Origin of the sequence: Nonomuraea sp. NPDC049607 (genome assembly GCF_040675375.1) — a bacterium.
GTDB lineage: Bacteria > Actinomycetota > Actinomycetes > Streptosporangiales > Streptosporangiaceae > Nonomuraea.
The window spans coordinates 65,763-81,175 of record NZ_JBFAOV010000016.1 but is presented as its reverse complement, the minus strand read 5'-3'; the positions used below and the strand labels follow the sequence as shown (position 1 = coordinate 81,175).

Annotated in this window: 18 protein-coding genes; 6 read left to right on the top strand and 12 right to left on the bottom strand. The window is 70.8% G+C overall.

Translation table 11 applies throughout. The annotated features are described in order from the left end of the window. Positions 1-179: 179 nt before the first annotated feature. Positions 180-1,022 (bottom strand): alpha/beta hydrolase, encoded by an 843-nt coding sequence (locus tag AB0J97_RS28695; RefSeq protein ID WP_364093958.1) that lies wholly within the window; start codon positions 1,020-1,022, stop codon positions 180-182. A gap of 67 nt (positions 1,023-1,089) precedes the next feature. Between AB0J97_RS28695 and AB0J97_RS28690 the strand changes: the two genes are divergently transcribed. Next, positions 1,090-1,566: a MarR family transcriptional regulator gene (locus tag AB0J97_RS28690; protein ID WP_357694499.1), complete on the top strand. Its 477-nt coding sequence runs from the start codon at positions 1,090-1,092 to the stop codon at positions 1,564-1,566. On the opposite strand, the gene AB0J97_RS28685 is transcribed toward AB0J97_RS28690, so the two are convergent. Beyond that, entirely contained in the window at positions 1,563-1,775 is a 213-nt protein-coding gene (locus tag AB0J97_RS28685) for a hypothetical protein (RefSeq protein ID WP_357983902.1), read from the bottom strand. The two genes, AB0J97_RS28690 and AB0J97_RS28685, sit on opposite strands and share 4 nt — an antisense overlap. Further along, on the bottom strand, positions 1,772-2,116 hold the full coding sequence (locus AB0J97_RS28680; RefSeq protein WP_364093953.1) for a hypothetical protein: 345 nt from the start codon (positions 2,114-2,116) through the stop codon (positions 1,772-1,774). Before AB0J97_RS28680 ends, AB0J97_RS28685 begins: the two co-directional genes overlap by 4 nt. Before the next feature lie 195 nt (positions 2,117-2,311). On the opposite strand from AB0J97_RS28680, the gene AB0J97_RS28675 reads away from it, so the two are divergent. Continuing rightward, the gene (locus AB0J97_RS28675; protein ID WP_364093950.1) at positions 2,312-3,118 is read left to right on the top strand and encodes a UTRA domain-containing protein; all 807 of its coding nucleotides are present in this window, start codon (positions 2,312-2,314) and stop codon (positions 3,116-3,118) included. Positions 3,119-3,332: 214 nt separating this feature from the next. Here the strand turns inward: AB0J97_RS28675 and AB0J97_RS28670 are convergent, their stop codons facing one another. The 6 genes from AB0J97_RS28670 to AB0J97_RS28645 all read right to left on the bottom strand — a co-directional run bounded on the left by AB0J97_RS28670 (position 3,333) and on the right by AB0J97_RS28645 (position 9,011). After that, positions 3,333-3,872: a GNAT family N-acetyltransferase gene (locus tag AB0J97_RS28670; RefSeq protein ID WP_125647164.1), complete on the bottom strand. Its 540-nt coding sequence runs from the start codon at positions 3,870-3,872 to the stop codon at positions 3,333-3,335. Positions 3,873-4,147: 275 nt separating this feature from the next. After that, positions 4,148-5,065 (bottom strand): carbohydrate ABC transporter permease, encoded by a 918-nt coding sequence (locus AB0J97_RS28665; RefSeq protein WP_364093945.1) that lies wholly within the window; start codon positions 5,063-5,065, stop codon positions 4,148-4,150. After that, positions 5,066-5,977 carry a sugar ABC transporter permease gene (locus tag AB0J97_RS28660; RefSeq protein ID WP_364093942.1) on the bottom strand — a complete coding sequence of 304 codons (912 nt, stop codon included), beginning with the start codon at positions 5,975-5,977 and terminating at the stop codon, positions 5,066-5,068. After that, a complete protein-coding gene (gene ngcE / locus AB0J97_RS28655) occupies positions 5,977-7,389 on the bottom strand; it encodes an N-acetylglucosamine/diacetylchitobiose ABC transporter substrate-binding protein (protein ID WP_364093939.1) in 1,413 nt (470 codons plus the stop codon). Before ngcE ends, AB0J97_RS28660 begins: the two co-directional genes overlap by 1 nt. A 17-nt stretch (positions 7,390-7,406) precedes the next feature. Next, a complete protein-coding gene (locus AB0J97_RS28650) occupies positions 7,407-8,141 on the bottom strand; it encodes an SIS domain-containing protein (RefSeq protein ID WP_364093936.1) in 735 nt (244 codons plus the stop codon). After that, positions 8,142-9,011, bottom strand: a complete 870-nt coding sequence (locus AB0J97_RS28645; RefSeq protein ID WP_357694514.1) for a MurR/RpiR family transcriptional regulator — start codon at positions 9,009-9,011, stop codon at positions 8,142-8,144. It abuts the gene before it with no gap. Between the two features lie 79 nt (positions 9,012-9,090). On the opposite strand from AB0J97_RS28645, the gene AB0J97_RS28640 reads away from it, so the two are divergent. Continuing rightward, positions 9,091-10,041 carry a BadF/BadG/BcrA/BcrD ATPase family protein gene (locus AB0J97_RS28640; RefSeq protein WP_357694516.1) on the top strand — a complete coding sequence of 317 codons (951 nt, stop codon included), beginning with the start codon at positions 9,091-9,093 and terminating at the stop codon, positions 10,039-10,041. 3 nt (positions 10,042-10,044) lie between these two features. On the opposite strand, the gene AB0J97_RS28635 is transcribed toward AB0J97_RS28640, so the two are convergent. After that, the gene (locus AB0J97_RS28635; protein ID WP_364093932.1) at positions 10,045-11,115 is read right to left on the bottom strand and encodes an acetyl-CoA acetyltransferase; all 1,071 of its coding nucleotides are present in this window, start codon (positions 11,113-11,115) and stop codon (positions 10,045-10,047) included. A 252-nt stretch (positions 11,116-11,367) separates the two neighbouring features. Between AB0J97_RS28635 and AB0J97_RS28630 the strand changes: the two genes are divergently transcribed. Both AB0J97_RS28630 and AB0J97_RS28625 read left to right on the top strand, forming a co-directional pair. Further along, positions 11,368-12,216, top strand: a complete 849-nt coding sequence (locus tag AB0J97_RS28630) for a LysR family transcriptional regulator (protein ID WP_364093929.1) — start codon at positions 11,368-11,370, stop codon at positions 12,214-12,216. Between the two features lie 15 nt (positions 12,217-12,231). Further along, a complete protein-coding gene (locus tag AB0J97_RS28625; RefSeq protein ID WP_364093926.1) occupies positions 12,232-12,855 on the top strand; it encodes a MerR family transcriptional regulator in 624 nt (207 codons plus the stop codon). Between the two features lie 3 nt (positions 12,856-12,858). Here the strand turns inward: AB0J97_RS28625 and AB0J97_RS28620 are convergent, their stop codons facing one another. After that, on the bottom strand, positions 12,859-13,746 hold the full coding sequence (locus tag AB0J97_RS28620) for a hypothetical protein (protein WP_364093923.1): 888 nt from the start codon (positions 13,744-13,746) through the stop codon (positions 12,859-12,861). A 51-nt stretch (positions 13,747-13,797) separates the two neighbouring features. Further along, positions 13,798-14,475, bottom strand: a complete 678-nt coding sequence (locus AB0J97_RS28615; protein ID WP_357694526.1) for a ThuA domain-containing protein — start codon at positions 14,473-14,475, stop codon at positions 13,798-13,800. 91 nt (positions 14,476-14,566) lie between these two features. On the opposite strand from AB0J97_RS28615, the gene AB0J97_RS28610 reads away from it, so the two are divergent. After that, a complete protein-coding gene (locus AB0J97_RS28610; protein ID WP_364093920.1) occupies positions 14,567-15,412 on the top strand; it encodes an RNA polymerase sigma-70 factor in 846 nt (281 codons plus the stop codon). Position 15,413 lies beyond the last annotated feature (1 nt).

The window sequence follows — 15,413 nt, the reverse complement described above, 5'->3', positions numbered from 1 at the left end:
GCCTGCTACGTCGCGGATTGCCAGGGAGTCTAAGTTCCGGGGCGGCGAGACGGGCATCCTCGCGCGCCTCCGAGAGACGCGGTTCCACCGGAGGGGGGCGGCGCGCCGACGTCGAGTCAGGTGGCTCGTCCGTCGAGTCAGGTGGCTCGTCCGTCGAGTCAGGTGGCTCGTCCGTCGAGTCAGGTGGCTTGTTCGTCGAGGAAATCGACGACGCGGGCGTTGAGGTCGGCGGGCTCGTGCCACGGCATCGCGTGATGGGACAGGCGCGGCAGCACAGCGGTCCGCGCGCCCGGCAGCAGACGGGCGGCGGCGGAGGCGACGCGGTGCGGGGAGTGCGCCTTGCCACGCCCGGCGACGAGCACGAGGGCCGGTGTGGTGAGCGCGCGCAACGATCCTGGCTCGGGGCGTTTCCCGGTGACGACCTTCGTGTCCGGGAACTCCGCGGCCAGGCCGTAGAGCCGCAGCCATGCGGGGTCGGCGGGCGCGCCGCCGGTCTCCCACGCCAGGAAGGCCCGCGCGCGCGTGGCCGTCGGCCGCAGCAGGGTGGGCAGCGCGCGGGCCAGGTATCCCGCCCGGAACCCGCCGAAGCACTGCGTCGGGTCGAGCAGGACGAGCCGCCCGACCCGCCGGGGGGCGTGGAGGGCGTACGTCAGGGCGATCCACCCGCCGTGGGAGTGTCCGCACACCGCGGCGCTGTCGATCCCGAGCCCGTCGAGCACCCCGTCCAGCCAGCCGAGCAGGTCGCGGACGTCACGAGGAGGGCGTTCGCCCCGGATGCTCCGCCCCGGCTCGCCGATGCGGTCCACGGCGTACACCCGATGGCGGCGGGCGAACGCGGCGACGTTGGCGAACCACATCGCCGCCGTGGTGCCGCCGCCGTGCAGCAGGACCAGCGGCGGGCCGTCGGCGGGGCCGCACGCGTTCACCCGGGTCGTGCCGTACGCCGACGGCAGGTCGATCGTCTCGACCGGAACCGGCCAGCGTTCGAGGACGGCGTCGTAGGCGGAGAGGAAGTCGGACATACCGCACCTTACTGAATAGCTTGCTCAGCAATAATCTCGCTGGGCGAGATAATGCCATACTGGTGGCATGACGATGCGGCCGGAGCATGCCGGGAACGTGGACGATCAGGACGCCGGAATGCGGCTGGTCCATCTGCTGCGCGCCGTCACCGTGGAACTCGACCGCATGGGCGAGCGGTTCGCCGCCGACAACGCCCTGCACCCGACCGACGTACGCGCCCTCATCTGCCTTCTCGACGCCGCCCGCACCGGCACCCCCGCCACCCCCGGAACGCTGGGCGCGCACCTCGGCCTCAACTCCGCGGGCACCACGGCGGTGGTGGACCGTCTGGAACGGCTCGGTCACGTCCGCCGGGAGCGCGACACCCAGGACCGGCGGCGGGTGCTGCTGAAGGTCGACGAGAGCGCCGTCACGCTGGGCTGGACCTTCTTCGGCCCGCTCATCCACGAGATCGTCACCCTCATGGGCCGGTACGACACCACGGAACAGGCCACCATCGAACGCTTCCTCAGCGACGTCCACAAGGCCGTCACCCAGGGTTAGGCCGGCGGCTCAGGTGAACGTGGCTGTTGCAGCCTGCTCTCGGCCTGGAGGTTGCCGGCCAGTTCCGCCAGGGTCGCCCCGCAGCGGACGTTGGAGAGCCCGCTGTCACGGGACACGAGGGGGACGCGGAAGGCGACCCAGCCGCCGGTCACGTCGATGATCCGCCACCCGGGAAACCTGCCGAGAACTTCCTGGACCGTCAGGCTCATGCCCGTGCTCCCACGGTGAGCGCGGACCTCTCCTGCGACCTGCGCAGTTCCGCGTAGCGGAAGGCGATCCGGCGCGCGGCCCGTGCTGACTCGATGGCCGGATGGCTGGCGTACAACACCCGCGTACGCCAGCCGTCCCAGTCCGCTCGCCACCAGTACCGCTCACCGTCGCACCAGATCACCAGTCCGTCCCACACCCACACCAAGGCGAGGCCGTATCCGATGTGGCTGTCCGTCTGGATGCCGTGCTCGTCTCGCAGGACCTTGCACAGGAGATCTGTGGATGGTCCGGCTTGGAGTTCCTTGCCGTTCTTGGGTACGGCGATAACCTTGTCCTGCATCGTTGACGCCCCAAAGCTCTCGATGCCCAGACCCCTGCTTACGAGTGGTGTTACAGCACCGTTTGTCCCGTAGGCGGGGGTCTACTACAGCCCCGATTTAGGGGGGCTAAAGTCGAGGGTAGAGCCGAGGTGAGACCCCTGCAATAGGGGGTCTAAAGTGCGCCGAATGTCGGTCGCTGAGGAGGCGGCACACGGATGGACTTGAAGACGCTGAGGGAAGTCGCCCAGGTCAGTGATCCCGTGGAACGAGCCCGTGTTCTCAGCCGGCTCATGACCGAGGAACAGGGACTGGTGACCGAGGCCGCCAAGATGCGGCGGCAGGCCATCGCCGAGGCGCGGGAGTCCGGCATGAGCCTGGAGGACATCGCCGGGCGGCTGGGCGTCTCACCGGGACGCATCTCGCAGATGCGGAAGGGACCGGCGGCCCGCGCGCCAGAAGGGCCCGCCTCGCCCGCCCCTCGGGTGCTGGTACAGCGGGCCTTGCCGACCGAACCGGCAGTCCGAGGCTCGAAATCGCTCTTTCTGGCCGAGGCGGAACGGCAGGGGCTCAAGGCGGATCGCCGCATGTTGTACGTCGGGCTGGAGCCCGCCAGTGAGCATGTGGCGGCGTGCCTGCGTGTCGAACCCGAGGCCGAGATCGTGGCCCGGCGCAAGATGATGAGCGCGAACGACGTACCGGTGCGGGTCGCGACGAGCTACTTCCGGGCGGACCTGTTCGGCGATACCCGGATCGCCGAGCCGGAGTTCGTGACGCCCTCGTTGCAGTCGGCGTTGACCGCCCTGGGCTACGCGTTCGGCCACGCCGAGGAGAATCTGACCGCCCGGCTCCCGACCGCCTTCGAGCGTGAGACGTTGGAGCTTGATCCAGGCGAGTGGGTGGTCCAGGTGCTGCGCGCGAGCTATTCGACCGAGGGCACGCCGATCCATGTCCTTGAGACGATCTGTGCCGCGAGTCGGCACATCTTCCCCATCGGCCAGGTCTCCGGGTACGACGAATTCTGAGGCGCGACCAGCGAGATGGCACCGCCGCCCGGAGACATCTGGCATCCGGTTTCATGAGCCACTGCCCTTGGACGCGACTCCTGGCCGGAATCCCAGCCGACCAGTCCGACGACCCGGTGCTCTGACCGCGCAGGTTCGCCGTGGTGGCGGTCGTGGCGGTTCGATGTGCGGTGACGCCCACCGCAGTCTGATCAAACGCCCCTGGTGGAGAACGTCAGATGCTCGCACTACGGGCGATGCGGTACAGCACGTTCGGACGCAGTGGCCCTTCGGGCTCGGTGGGGTCGTCGAAGTCGTCGGCCGGGTCACGGGTCATGCCGATCCGGCGCATCACCGCCTGGGAACGAAGGTTGGTGGCCGTTGTGACAGCGAGGATCTCAGGAAGCTCAAGAACGTCGAAGCCGTGGGCCAGGACCGTCAGCGCAGCCTCGGTGGCGTAGCCCTGGCCCCAGGCCGAGCGGGCGAGCCGCCAGCCGATCTCCACTCCTGTGAACGGCATGTGGTCGTCCACTTCGTCCAAGCCTGCGAAGCCGATGAACTCGCCCGTGGCCTCCACCTCGACCGCCCACCACCCGTAGCCTCGCTGGTCGAACTCGGCCTGAAAGAGCGACACGGAGGCGTCGCTCTGTTCGCGGGTAAGCAGGTCGCCCAAGTGCTCCCGGACCTCGGGATCGGCGTTCATGGCCGCCCACGGTTCGAGGTCGGAGTCACGCCATCGGCGCAGGATGAGGCGCTCGGTACGCAGTTCAGCCATGCCGACCAGCCAACATGAGCCTTGGCCCCCAGGCAATCAATTTTCTTGCGTGACACCGCCTCCCAGAAACACGGGCCGCTCCTGGGGCGAAGGAAGCGGCCACCGATCCGGCGAACGTATGCGGTCAGACCACTGGCGCCGGCGGCGCCACGGCGCCGCCGGGCGCGGGGGTTGCGCCGCCAGGCGCCCCAAAGAGGAGCCTGAGTCTCCAGGCGCGAAGCGCCCCCGACGAAGCCCATTGAGCCCAGAGGCGAAGCCCCCTTAGGTGAAGCTGTTCATTTGAGGGCTCCCGAGGTCAGGCCGGACTGGATCTGGCGCTGGAACACCGTGTACACGACCAGCATCGGCAGGATCGCCAGCGTCAGCGCGGCGAACAGCGCCGACCAGTCCTGGTCGTACCCCGCCGCCGTGGAGATGTCCGCGATCCCCTGAGTGAGCACCCATTTGTCCCGGTCCTGGAGCAGCACCAGCGGAAGCTGGTACTGGTTCCACTGCCCCAGCACGTTGAAGATCGTGATGCTGATGATGCCCGGCCGCGCCATCGGCAACATGATCTGGAAGAACACGCGGGTGTGCGACGCGCCGTCCACCATGGCCGCCTCCCCCACCGCCGTGGGCAGCGTACGGAAGAACGCGGTCAGGAAGAACACCGTGAACGGCATCGAGTACGCGATGTAGACCAGCACCAGCCCCGCGTGCGTGTTCAACCCGATGTACGGCCCCACCAGCGGCACCGCCCCCATGTTCTGCACGACGAAGAACAGCGGCGTCAGCTTCAGGTAGACCGGGAAGGCCAGCCCGGAGACGAACAGGAGGTAGATCGGCCGGTTGGCGCGGAAGGGGTAACGCGCCAGCACGTACGCGGCCATCGAGCCGAGCAGCATCGTCCCGGCCACGCTGAAGGTGACGACGACGACGCTGTTGAGCATGTACTGCCCGATGTGGGCCTGCTCCCAGGCGCGGGCGAAGTTGTCCCAGTTGAGCCTGGCCGGCAGCCCCCAGGCCTCGCCGAAGATCTCGTCCTCGCTCTTCACCGAGGCCAGGAAGGTCCACAGGATCGGCACCACGACGAGCACCGTCCACACCAGGAGCGCGACGTGGGACAGCACGGCCATCGGCCCGAGCCGCCGCCGGCGCTCCTGACGGGCCAGTTTGCGGGAGTTCGCCACCGTCCACGTGGTCGTCGTTGTCATCTAGTACTCGATTCGTTCGCGGCGGGACAGGCGCAGCGAGAGGATGGCGAAGCCGACGGTGAAGAAGAACATCATGACGCCCAGGGCCGAGGCGTAGCCGAAGCGGAAGTACTGGAAGGCGTTGCGGTAGATCTCGGCGGCCATGACGGTGGTCGACCAGTCGGGGCCGCCGTGCTGGTCGGTCATCACCCACACGATCGCGAACGCGTCGAGCGCCAGGATGCCGAGATAGACCCAGGCCACCTGGATCGTGTCCCAGAGCAGCGGCAGCGTGATGCGGAAGAACAGGCTGAACCGGCCGGCGCCGTCGATCTGCGCCGCCTCGAACATGTCGCGCGGGATGGAGGCCAGCCCGGCCGAGAACAGCACGACGTAGAAGCCGACCGCCTGCCAGACCAGCACGCCGAGCACCGACCAGAAGGCCACGCCGGGGTCCGACAGGAACCCGACGGGCTTGGCGCCGAGCGCGAGCAGCGGCCCGTTCAGCATGCCGCTGCCGTCGGGCCGGAACACCTGCTGGAACAGCACCCCGACCACGGCCACGGCCAGGACCTGCGGGAAGAAGAACACCACGCGGTAGAACTTCGAGCCCGCGATGCCGGACGAGCCCTTGCGCCCGCCCACGTTGAGCAGGAAGGCGAAGAACAGCGCGATCACGATCGTGAGCAGCGGCAGCAGCACGAGCAGCATGGCGTTGTGGGTGACGGCCTTCCAGAAGACGCCGTCCTTGAACAGCCGGACGAAGTTGTCCAGCCCGATGAAGTCCGGCGTGGCCGTCACGCCGCGCCAGTCGGTCATCGAGATCCGGAACGCCTGGATCAGCGGCGAGATGACGTAGACGAGGTAGAGGATCACCGGGGCTGCCAGGAACGCGGTGATGAACAGCCCGCGGCGATACCTGTTGAACAACATCAGCGCTTGTACTTCTTGATCGAGGAGTCGTTCTTGATCTCGTCGGCCTTCTTCTGCATGCGCTCCAGGTACTTCTCCGGCGTCAGGCCGCCGGACATCAGCTCGCCGGTGGCGGCGATGCCCTCGTCCTTGAGCTGGCCGTACCAGGTGTACCAGCGGTAGTAGACGGTGTTGGCGCCCGCGTCGGCGACGGCCTTGGAGGCGCTGGTGACGCCGGGCGAGATCGTACGGCCCTCGGTCGCGCCCTTGACCGCCGTCACCGTCTTGACCATCTCGCTGAAGTCGCCGGCCGCCTTCTTCGACAACATGCCGCGCAGGTACTCGATGCCGCCCTGCGGGTTGGCGCTCTTGGCCGAGACCATGAAGTTCTCGCCGGGCTGGGTGTGCAGGGTGCCGTACGGCATCTTGTCGGAGCCGGTGACGTCGGGGATCGGGAACATGCCGTACTCGAAGTCGGGCGGCGTGGTGCTCTTCTGCTCGTTCTCCAGCCACGACCCGGACGGCAGCATGGCCACCTTGTACTTGTTCTGGGCCGTCTGGGTCTGCACGTGGTCGAGGCCGGTCGTGCCCTCCATGAGGTACTTGGCGCCCACCTCGGCCCAGGCCGTGGCGGCGGTCTTCATGGCCTCGGTGGTCCAGGCGCCGTCCTCCAGGTTGTCGATGTTGACCAGCACCTCGTTGCCGCCGATCTTGGCGGCCATGGTCAGCAGCGGCTCGTACAGGTACTGCGGGAACTTGCCCGCGTACGTGAAGGGCGCCATCTTGCCGGACTTCTTGATCGTCTCGCAGAGCTTGGTGAACTCGTCCCAGGTCTTGGGGATCTCCCAGCCGTTCTCCCTGAACACCTTCTGTGAGTACCAGATGCCGTGGATGTAGTTCACGTAACCCAGCACGCTGAACTTGCCGTCGTAGGTGCCGATCTCGATGACCGACGGGTCGATGGTGTCCCTGACCTTGACGGCGGGGTCGTCCCAGCTCGGCGCGTCGAGCAGCGCGGTGAGGTCCTGGAGCTGGCCGTCCTGGGAGAGGGCGCCGAAGTCCATGAAGTTGGCGCCGGAGTTGTCGATCACCTCCGGCGGGTTGCCGCCGGCGAAGCGCGGCTGGAGGACCTTGGTGATCTCCTTGGTCGCGTTGTGCTTGATCTCGCTCTTCGGATATTTCGTCGTGAACAGCGGCTCGTGGATGGTCTTGGCGTAGTCCTGGCCGAAGCCGCCGTCGAAGATCCACACCTCCAGCGGCTTGCCGTCCGCGACGCCGAACGGGTTGGCCGCGCTGGTCGCCACCGGGGCCGACGAGGCGGTGGCGGTGGGCTTGGCGGCGGGGGTGGCACAGGCGGCCAGCGCCCCGGCGACGGGGACGAGAGCCGCGCCGCGCAGGAGTTCACGACGGCTGATATGGGGGGTGTCAGGCATTGATGGCTCCTAGATTTTCATGATCCTCGTCGTATGCGCCCTGCGTATCGGCTCTCCAGGGCCTTGTTGTGCTCGTCGCCGCCGGTCACGTTGACCGACAGGTAGATGGGTGGCCGCTCGCCCAGGGCGACGAGCTCCTCCACCGCCTCGGTGACCACCATCTGCGCGAGCAGCGCCGAGGTGAGCGTGGAGACCGCGCCGAACGTGCCGCCGTCCGGCAGGTCGAGGATGGCGTCCCCGTACGGGGAGCCGTTGTCGAGCACGACGTCGGCCAGGTCCATGAGCTTGACGCCCGAGGGATGGCGCGAGGTCATGCGCGTGCTGTGCGCGACCGAGGTGATCGCGACGAGCGGGTGGCCGCGCTCCTTGACCAGCGTGGCCAGTTCCACGACCGTGCCGTTCACGCCGGAGCTGGAGACCAGGACGAACACGTCCTGCGGCTCGACGGGGGCCAGGTCGTAGATCTCGTGGGCGACGGCCGGGTCGCGTTCCAGCTCGGGGGTGAGCACGCTCGGGGGGCGGCCGCCGTACAGGACGAGGTCGCGCGGGGAGAGGCGGTTGCTGGGCACCAGGCCGCCGGCCCGTCCGGCGATCTCCATGGCGATGGCCTCGGAGTGCCCCGACCCGAACGCGTTGACCACCCCGCCGGCGCGCAGCGCGGCGACGATCAGGGCGGCGGCCCGGCGCACCGGCTCGGCCTGGCTCTCGGCGACCCGTCCGGCGAGGGCGAGGGCCGTGGACGCGTAGCTCATTCAGCTCCTCTCCACACGGTGGCTCTCCACCGCGCTGATCGTCAGCTCGAACGCCTCGTTGGTGCGTTCGTAGGTGCGTTGCGCGACCGCCACGTAGACGGCGTCGAGCACGAAGAGCTGGGAGTGCACGGCCGCCAGCCCGCCCAGCCTGAACGTGGTCTCCCTGCTGGCCGTCGTCAGCACCAGGTCGGCCAGCTCGGCCAGCGGCGAGCGGGCGAAGGACGTGACGGCGACCGTGGTCGCGCCGTGGCTGCCCGCCTCGGCCAGCGCCTCCATGACCTCGCGGGTACGGCCCCGGTGGCTGATGCCGATGGCGACGTCGTCCGCGCCGAGCAGGGCCGCCTCCGACAGCGCCACGTGCGCGTCGCCCGCGCTCCAGCAGGGGATGGCGATGCGGCGCAGCCTGCCTTCGAGCATGGTGGCGACGTTCCCACTGGTGGAGACGCCGATCAGGAGCACCCGGCGAGCCCTGACGACGGCGTCGGCGACCTGGGCGACCACCGAGAGGTCGAGCTGGGCGGCGGTGTCCTGGATGAGCCTGGCGTCGGCGGCGGCCATCACCTCGATGGCCGAGTCGAGCGGGTCGTCGGGGCCGATCTCGTGCCCGACGCCCGCGCCCCAGCCGGCCTGCGCGGCTCTGCCGGTCTCGGTGGCGAGCGCGACGCGCAGCTCGGCGTAGCCGGAGAAGCCGAAGGCCCGGCAGAACCTCGTCACGGTGGCGGGCGAGCTGCCCGCCCGCTCGGCCAGCGCGATGATGGTCGACCGCGCGGCCTCGGCGGGATCGCCGAGTATCACCTCGCCGACCCGGCGCAACGCCTCCGGCAGACCGGGCAGTTCCGTTTCGACGCGCCCGAGCGCTCCTGAAGTCACGAATATTCCTTCCGAATACCCGGTCTTCTGGCGAAAATTATTCTTGCTTCCCGGTCACGTCAACCCCCAGAATTTGACCGTGACCAAATCGCTGGTGGTCGGTGTCGACGCGGGAGCCACCTCGACGCGCGTCTCCGTCCACACCCTCGACGGCACCCGGGTCGGCTACGCGCGGGCGGGCGCCGGCAACCCTTCGGCGCACGGCCTGGACAAGGCGGTGGCGGCGATCGGCACGGCCCTCGGGCAGGCATTGGGGTCGCACGACGGCGGCCTGGTCGTGGCCTCGCTGGCCGGGGTCGCGGGCCAGGTCGACACGCTGGTCCCCGAGCTGGCCCGGGTGTGGGCCGCCCACGGCATCGAGGCGGGCCCGCTGATCGAGCGCGACGTGGCGGTGGCCTACGTCGCCGGCACCGCCGAGCCCGACGGCTCGCTGCTGCTGTCGGGCACGGGTGCGGTCGCGGCCAGGATCACCGGCCACCGCATCGACACGATCGCCGACGGGCTCGGCTGGCTGCTGGGCGACGAGGGCTCGGGCTTCTGGATCGGCCGCGCCGCCGCCAAGGCCGTGGTCTCCGCCCTCGACCAGGGCGCGACGGCCCAGCCGGGAAGCCTGGTCGCGCTCGTCGTGGAGCACTTCCTGGGCGAGGAGCGTCCGGGGTCGCCGCGGGCGGTCGCCGACCGGCTCGTGCGGCTGGCGCAGGCCGACCACATGCGGCTGGCCGCCCTGTCCGCCCTGGTCAGCCGGGCGGCCGAGGCCGGTGACCCGATGGCGTTCAAGGTCGCCGAGGAGGCCGCCGACCGCCTGGTGGCCACCCTGCGCCGGGTGCACGTCTCGGGGGACGTCGTGCTCGCGGGCAGCGTGCTGACCAGCGAGGGGCCGGTCCGCCGGGCCGTGCTGGCGCGGCTGTCCGGCGAGCGGGTGGCGACGGCGCGCGACGCGGCCGGCGCGGCGGCCTGGCTGGCGGCCCGCGGCGTGCTGCCCGGCGACGACGGCAGGGCTTCGCACGCCGCGTTCACGCTCACTCCCTGACGTTCAACGCGTGAGAAGAGCCGCGCTGCCATAGCTGCCGCCGAATCCGGTCACCAGGGCGGTCTCGCGGCCGGCGCGCAGCTCCCGCACCGCCTGGGCCACGTTGTTGAGCCCGTGCACGTAGCCCTCGGAGAGCAGGCCGCCGTGCGGGTTCACCCAGGCGTGCCGCCGTTCCAGCAGGTACGCCCCCAGGTCCCCGCGCGCCGCCAGCCCGAAGTCCTCCAGCTGCCGGGGCACCAGCCAGGAGTAGGCGTCGTAGAGCAGCGCTGCCTCGACGTCCGGGGGACGCATGCCGGACGCCTCCCACAGCAGGGGCGCGACGTGGGAGGAGAAGACGGCCGTCACGTCCGGCGAGCGGTCCATGGAGGAGCAGCCCGGCCCGCCCCCGCGGACGACCGCCCGGATGCGCGGCCCGTCCAGGACGCCGCTCACCAGCAGCGCGCACGCGCCGTCGGTCTCCAGGCAGCAGTCGGCGGTGCGCAGCGGTGTGCAGACGTACGGTTTGGCCAGGTAGGCGGCCAGGTCGAGGGGCTCGCGGCGCAGGGCGCGCGGGTTGCCCGCGGCGTTGCGCCTGGACTGGGCGACCACGGCGTGCAGGTGCTCGGCGGTGAGGCCGGTGTCGTGCAGGTAGCGGGTCGCGGCCATGGCGAACAGCGGGACCGGTCCGGCCAGGCCGTAGGTGTGGCGTTCCAGGGGGCCGGTGGAGGCGGTGTTCATGCGCGTGCCGGACCGTCCGTTGAGCGCTCGGAAGACCAGGACGTTCCGGGCCAGGCCGGCATGGATGATCATGGCCGCGTCCCCCAGCACGGACGCCGCCTGCGTCCCGCCGCCGGCGATGTCGTTGTGCCAGCGCAGCCGCTCGATGCCCAGCGCGCGGGCGACCTGGACGACCGGCGCGGAGTCGTTCAGGTGATAGCTGAGCAGCCCGTCGACCTCGCCCGGCGTGATCCCGGCGTCCGCGCAGGCGGCCCGGCACGCCTCGGCGGCCAGCTCCAGTTCGCCGCGCCCCGACCGCCTGGTCAGCGTGGTCATCCCGATCCCGGCCACGGCCGCGCACCCGGCGAAGGACTGCATCCCGCTCCCTCCGGCTCGGCGATCACGATAACACAGCTAGCCAAGCGCTTGCTCGGCAACCTCGCTGCCGGGTTTCCGGACGGCCGCAACGGCGACGCCTGCCGTCCCAAGGCATTCGTCGCAAGACCGGACGAGGTCCCGACCAGCGTGAAAGCACATGCCGTGACTGGACGTCTTCACGCGGGCTGCCCCGTCTTGTAATACGGAGAGGTGATCAGCCGATAGCCCATCATCATCACCCCGAGGTGAGAGATGGATCTGCGCTACGTCAGGTACACGATGGCGATCGCGCGCGCCGGCAGCCTGCGCCGCGCCGCGACCGCGCTGCACATCGCCCAGCCCACGCTGTCGGAGCAGCTCAGGGCGCTGGAGAAGGAGATAGGCGTCGAGCTGTTCAGCCGCTCGTCCAGCGGCGTGCGGCTCACCGAGGCGGGCGAGGCGTTCCTGGCCCAGGCCACGGTCGCGCTCGACGCCTACGAACGGGCCGTGGCCGCCGCCCGGAGCAGGGGCCGCACCACCCGGCTGGGCGTGGCCGACGGGCTGGCCGACGTGGCCGCCCGGCTGCTTGCACAGCTCCAGAACGTGCCGGTGCGGATCGCGCCGATGAGCACGGCCGAGCAGATGGTCTCCATCGCCGACGGCACGCTCCAGGCCGGCCTGGGTTACGCCCCCGGCTCGCTGCCCAGGGGCGTGGCGCGCATGCTCGTCCACCGCTTCCCCGTACGCGCGCTGCTCCCCCGCGACCATCCGCTCGCCGGGCGGGAGGCGCTGTCGCTCGCGGACCTGGCCTCCGAGCCGCTGATCATGCCGGAGTCGGATGCGGTCGCCGGGGCCCGGCGGTTCCTGGAGGGGTTCGTCCGGCACCGGCTGCATCCCCGGCTGGGCCCGGCCGCCGCCACCCATGACCTGGTGGTCGACATGGTGGGCGCGGGGGCCGGTTACAGCCTGTGCGTCCACGAGGGCAGCACCGTGCCCGACACGGTGGTGTTCGTCCCCGTCAAGGAGGACGTGCCACCGCTGGAGGCGGTCTTCCTGTGGAACCGGCAGGCCGACGTCCACGAGGTGGTGAGCGCGGCCCGCCACGTCGCCCGATCTGGATAGCGCTATTATCTATCGATGCGCATCTCAGAACTGAGCGCCCGATCCGGTGTCGCCATCCCCACGATCAAGTACTACCTCCGTGAGGGCATGCTGCACCAGGGCGAGCAGACCGCCGCGACCCGCGCCGAGTACGACGAGTCCCACCTGCGCAGGCTCCGCCTGATCCGGGCCCTCCTGGAGGTGGGCAGGCTCCCCGTGGCCGCCATCAAGCAGGTCATCGCCGCCGTCGAGGACGAGACGCTGCCCATGCACCACATGCTGGGGATCGCGCATTGGGCGCTCGGCCCGACCGTCGAGCCCGAGCAGGGCGAGGAGTGGCGGACCGCCAGGGCCGAGGTCGACCGGCTGCTCGACGAACTCGGCTGGACCGTCGCCGACGACGCCCCCACCCGCGACGAGCTGGCCCAGACGCTGGTCCGCATGCGCCAGCTCGGCCTGCATGTCGATTTCGCGCCGTACGTCGAGGCCGCCAGGAAGCTGGTGACCGAGGTCGAGATGGCCACCATCCCCTTCGACGGGCCGCGCGACGCCGCCGTGGAGGCCCTGGTGCTGGGCACCGTCCTGTACGGCAAGGCGTTCGACACGCTGCGCCGCATGGCCCAGGAGTCGGAGTCGGCCCACCGGGTGGGGCTCCGCTGACGGTCAGAGCACGCCGTTCCCGCGCAGGACCCGGATGGCCCGTACGGTGGCCGCGCCCCGCCATTCGAGCACGCCGGCGGGCGAGATCGGCGCGTAGTCCACGACCCAGCCGCCGTCGTCCTGCTGCGACCCGGCCAGCCGGTCGAGGTCGGCGGCGATCACCTCGGGCGCGAACAGCTCGCGCGCGGGCCGCCCCGGGAACGGCGCGAAGTCGAGGGGGTTCAGCCGCTCCTCCGCGGTGCCGCCCTCCACGGGCACCCGCCCGTCGTCGGGCAGGTACGCCGCGAGCCGCTTGAGCAGCCCGGCCGCCTCGGGCCGCGTCCCGTGGACGGCGTCGAGGAAGTGCACGGCGAAGGAGAGCACGTAGGCGTGCGGCCGGTCCTCCAGCGCCTGGATCGCGTCGAGGCAGTAGCGGGTTGCCCGCTCCAGCCACGGGTGCGCGGCCACGGCCGGGTCGTGGGCGGCCACGGCGTGGGCCGCCGCCGCCGAGACGGCGGTGATCTGCAACGACGAGGTGGCGTGGTCCGCGCCCGCCCACCAGGGCGCGGTGCCCTCGGGCAGGGTGAGCGGGAGCGCGAACGGCAGCCCGCCGTCGGGCATCGTCACCGACTCCAGCCAGTCGCACAGAGCGACGGCCTGCGGCGCGGTGGCGGGGCCGATCTCCTCGAACACCTCGAAGGCGTGCAGCGCCGTGCCCGGCTGGCTCTCCGGCGAGCGCAGGTCGGGCTCCAGGCCCCAGCCGTAGCCGCCGTCGGGGTTGCGGTAGGCGTCGAGGGCGTCGAGCACGGCGGCCGGGCCGGTCTCCCCCATGAGCAGATGGAAGCGGCGCCGGTCCAGGAGCCTTGCGTGCGTGGCCATGAAGCCGGCGACCGCCGTGAGGTTCACGTTCATGAGGCCATCGTGCCCGCCGGGCGGCCCCGGGTCTTGTACGAACCGGACGCGTCAGCCGGTGCCGCCCACCGGCCGTTTCAGCAGCCACGACGCGGCCCGCTGGAGCATCGTCCGGTGGATCTCGTTGTCGTAGGACCTGGTGTCGTGGCCCAGCGCGTCGTAGACCACCCGGCCGCGGCGCACCGGACGCGCCCACACGAGCGGCTGGCCGTGGGAGGAGGCCAGGGGCCGCACGTCCGGCAGCACGTCGAGGTCGCTGTAGACCTCGTCCACCAGGTCGAAGTCGCGCAGGCCGGCCACGATCGGGTGGGCGGCGCCGTGCACCCGCACGCCGGTCCAGCCCAGCGGCGGATGGTGGGACTTGGGCCAGTTCCAGCAGCCGCCGAGCACCCGCGGCCAGCCCTGCCAGTCGTCGAAGCAGACCGCGGCCGTGTGCATGCACAGCAGCCCGCCGCCCCGGTCGAGGTGGTCGAGGAGCGTGGTGCGGGCCTGGGTGGGCAACGCGAAACGCCATTCGCCGCGCAGGCCGGCGAAGCGCTCCTGGCCCATCTGCCAGCGCAGCGCGTTGACGGTGATGAGCTGCACCTCCGGCGGCTCGCTCAGCGCGCCCGCGATGTCCTCGGTGATCTCCGACTCGACGCCGACCTCGCCCAGCACGTCGGCGAGCACGGCCGACGTGGCGGCGAAGTCGTGGAAGAGCCCTCCTGACAGGATCAGATTTCTCGCCACGCCTCCAGCCCATCACGCCCGGCCGGGCTTGGCCACCCTCCGGCGACCCCCGCCAGGCCACCCTGCCCGATGACAGGGCATGATGCCGGACGTGGACTTCGAGGAACACCGCCCGATGCTGCTGGGCCTGGCCTACCGCCTGCTCGGCAGCATGTGGGACGCCGAGGACGTCGTGCAGGAGGCCTGGCTGCGATGGGAGGGCACCGACAGGAGCCAGATCAGGGAGCCGCGCGCGTTCCTGCTGACCGTGGTCTCGCGGCTGGCCCTCGACCAGCTCCGCTCGGCCCGGGTGCGGCGGGAGGCGTACACGGGGCCGTGGCTGCCCGAGCCGGTCGCGACCGGCCAGGCGGGGCCGCTGGACACGGCCGAGCTGCGTGACACCGTCTCGTTCGCGACCCTGCACCTGATGGAGAGGCTGTCGCCGCCGGAGCGGGCGGTGTTCGTGCTCAGGGAGGCGTTCGAGCTGCCGTACGACCAGATCGCCGAGATCGTCGGCTCGTCGGTGGCCAACGCCCGGCAGATGCACCACCGCGCCTCGGTCCGGGTGTCGGAGGGCCGCGACCGGTTCACGCCGACGAACGAGGACCACGCCAGGCTGCTGACGAAGTTCATGGAGGCGGCCGGCGGCGGCGACCTCGACGCGCTGACCGAGCTGCTGCACGAGGACGTCGTCATGTGGAACGACGGCGGCGGCAAGGTCAGGGCGGCCCTGCGGCCGATCCTGGGCCGGCGCAAGGTGAGCGGCTTCATCGGCGGCCTGATGGCCCGCTACGACTTCAGCCGCGCGCGTCTCGTCGAGGCCAACGGCCGGCCCGCCCTGTGGACGCACGTGGCGGGGAACGACCAGCTCATCGCCCTGGACGTGCGCGACGGCCGCATCCATGGGCTCTACGGCATGCTCAACCCGGACAAGCTGACCCGGGTGCGGCCGAGCTGAT

Coding starts and splice junctions, on each gene's coding strand:
- AB0J97_RS28695 (WP_364093958.1), bottom strand. CDS start 1,022: ATGTCCGACTTCCTCTCCGCCTACGACGCCGTCCTCGAACGCTGGCCG.
- AB0J97_RS28635 (WP_364093932.1), bottom strand. CDS start 11,115: ATGCAGTCCTTCGCCGGGTGCGCGGCCGTGGCCGGGATCGGGATGACC.
- AB0J97_RS28650 (WP_364093936.1), bottom strand. CDS start 8,141: ATGAGCTACGCGTCCACGGCCCTCGCCCTCGCCGGACGGGTCGCCGAG.
- AB0J97_RS28665 (WP_364093945.1), bottom strand. CDS start 5,065: ATGACAACGACGACCACGTGGACGGTGGCGAACTCCCGCAAACTGGCC.
- AB0J97_RS28660 (WP_364093942.1), bottom strand. CDS start 5,977: ATGTTGTTCAACAGGTATCGCCGCGGGCTGTTCATCACCGCGTTCCTG.
- AB0J97_RS28625 (WP_364093926.1), top strand. CDS start 12,232: ATGCGCATCTCAGAACTGAGCGCCCGATCCGGTGTCGCCATCCCCACG.
- AB0J97_RS28680 (WP_364093953.1), bottom strand. CDS start 2,116: ATGCAGGACAAGGTTATCGCCGTACCCAAGAACGGCAAGGAACTCCAA.
- AB0J97_RS28630 (WP_364093929.1), top strand. CDS start 11,368: ATGGATCTGCGCTACGTCAGGTACACGATGGCGATCGCGCGCGCCGGC.
- ngcE (WP_364093939.1), bottom strand. CDS start 7,389: ATGCCTGACACCCCCCATATCAGCCGTCGTGAACTCCTGCGCGGCGCG.
- AB0J97_RS28620 (WP_364093923.1), bottom strand. CDS start 13,746: ATGAACGTGAACCTCACGGCGGTCGCCGGCTTCATGGCCACGCACGCA.
- AB0J97_RS28675 (WP_364093950.1), top strand. CDS start 2,312: ATGGACTTGAAGACGCTGAGGGAAGTCGCCCAGGTCAGTGATCCCGTG.
- AB0J97_RS28670 (WP_125647164.1), bottom strand. CDS start 3,872: ATGGCTGAACTGCGTACCGAGCGCCTCATCCTGCGCCGATGGCGTGAC.
- AB0J97_RS28685 (WP_357983902.1), bottom strand. CDS start 1,775: ATGAGCCTGACGGTCCAGGAAGTTCTCGGCAGGTTTCCCGGGTGGCGG.
- AB0J97_RS28690 (WP_357694499.1), top strand. CDS start 1,090: ATGACGATGCGGCCGGAGCATGCCGGGAACGTGGACGATCAGGACGCC.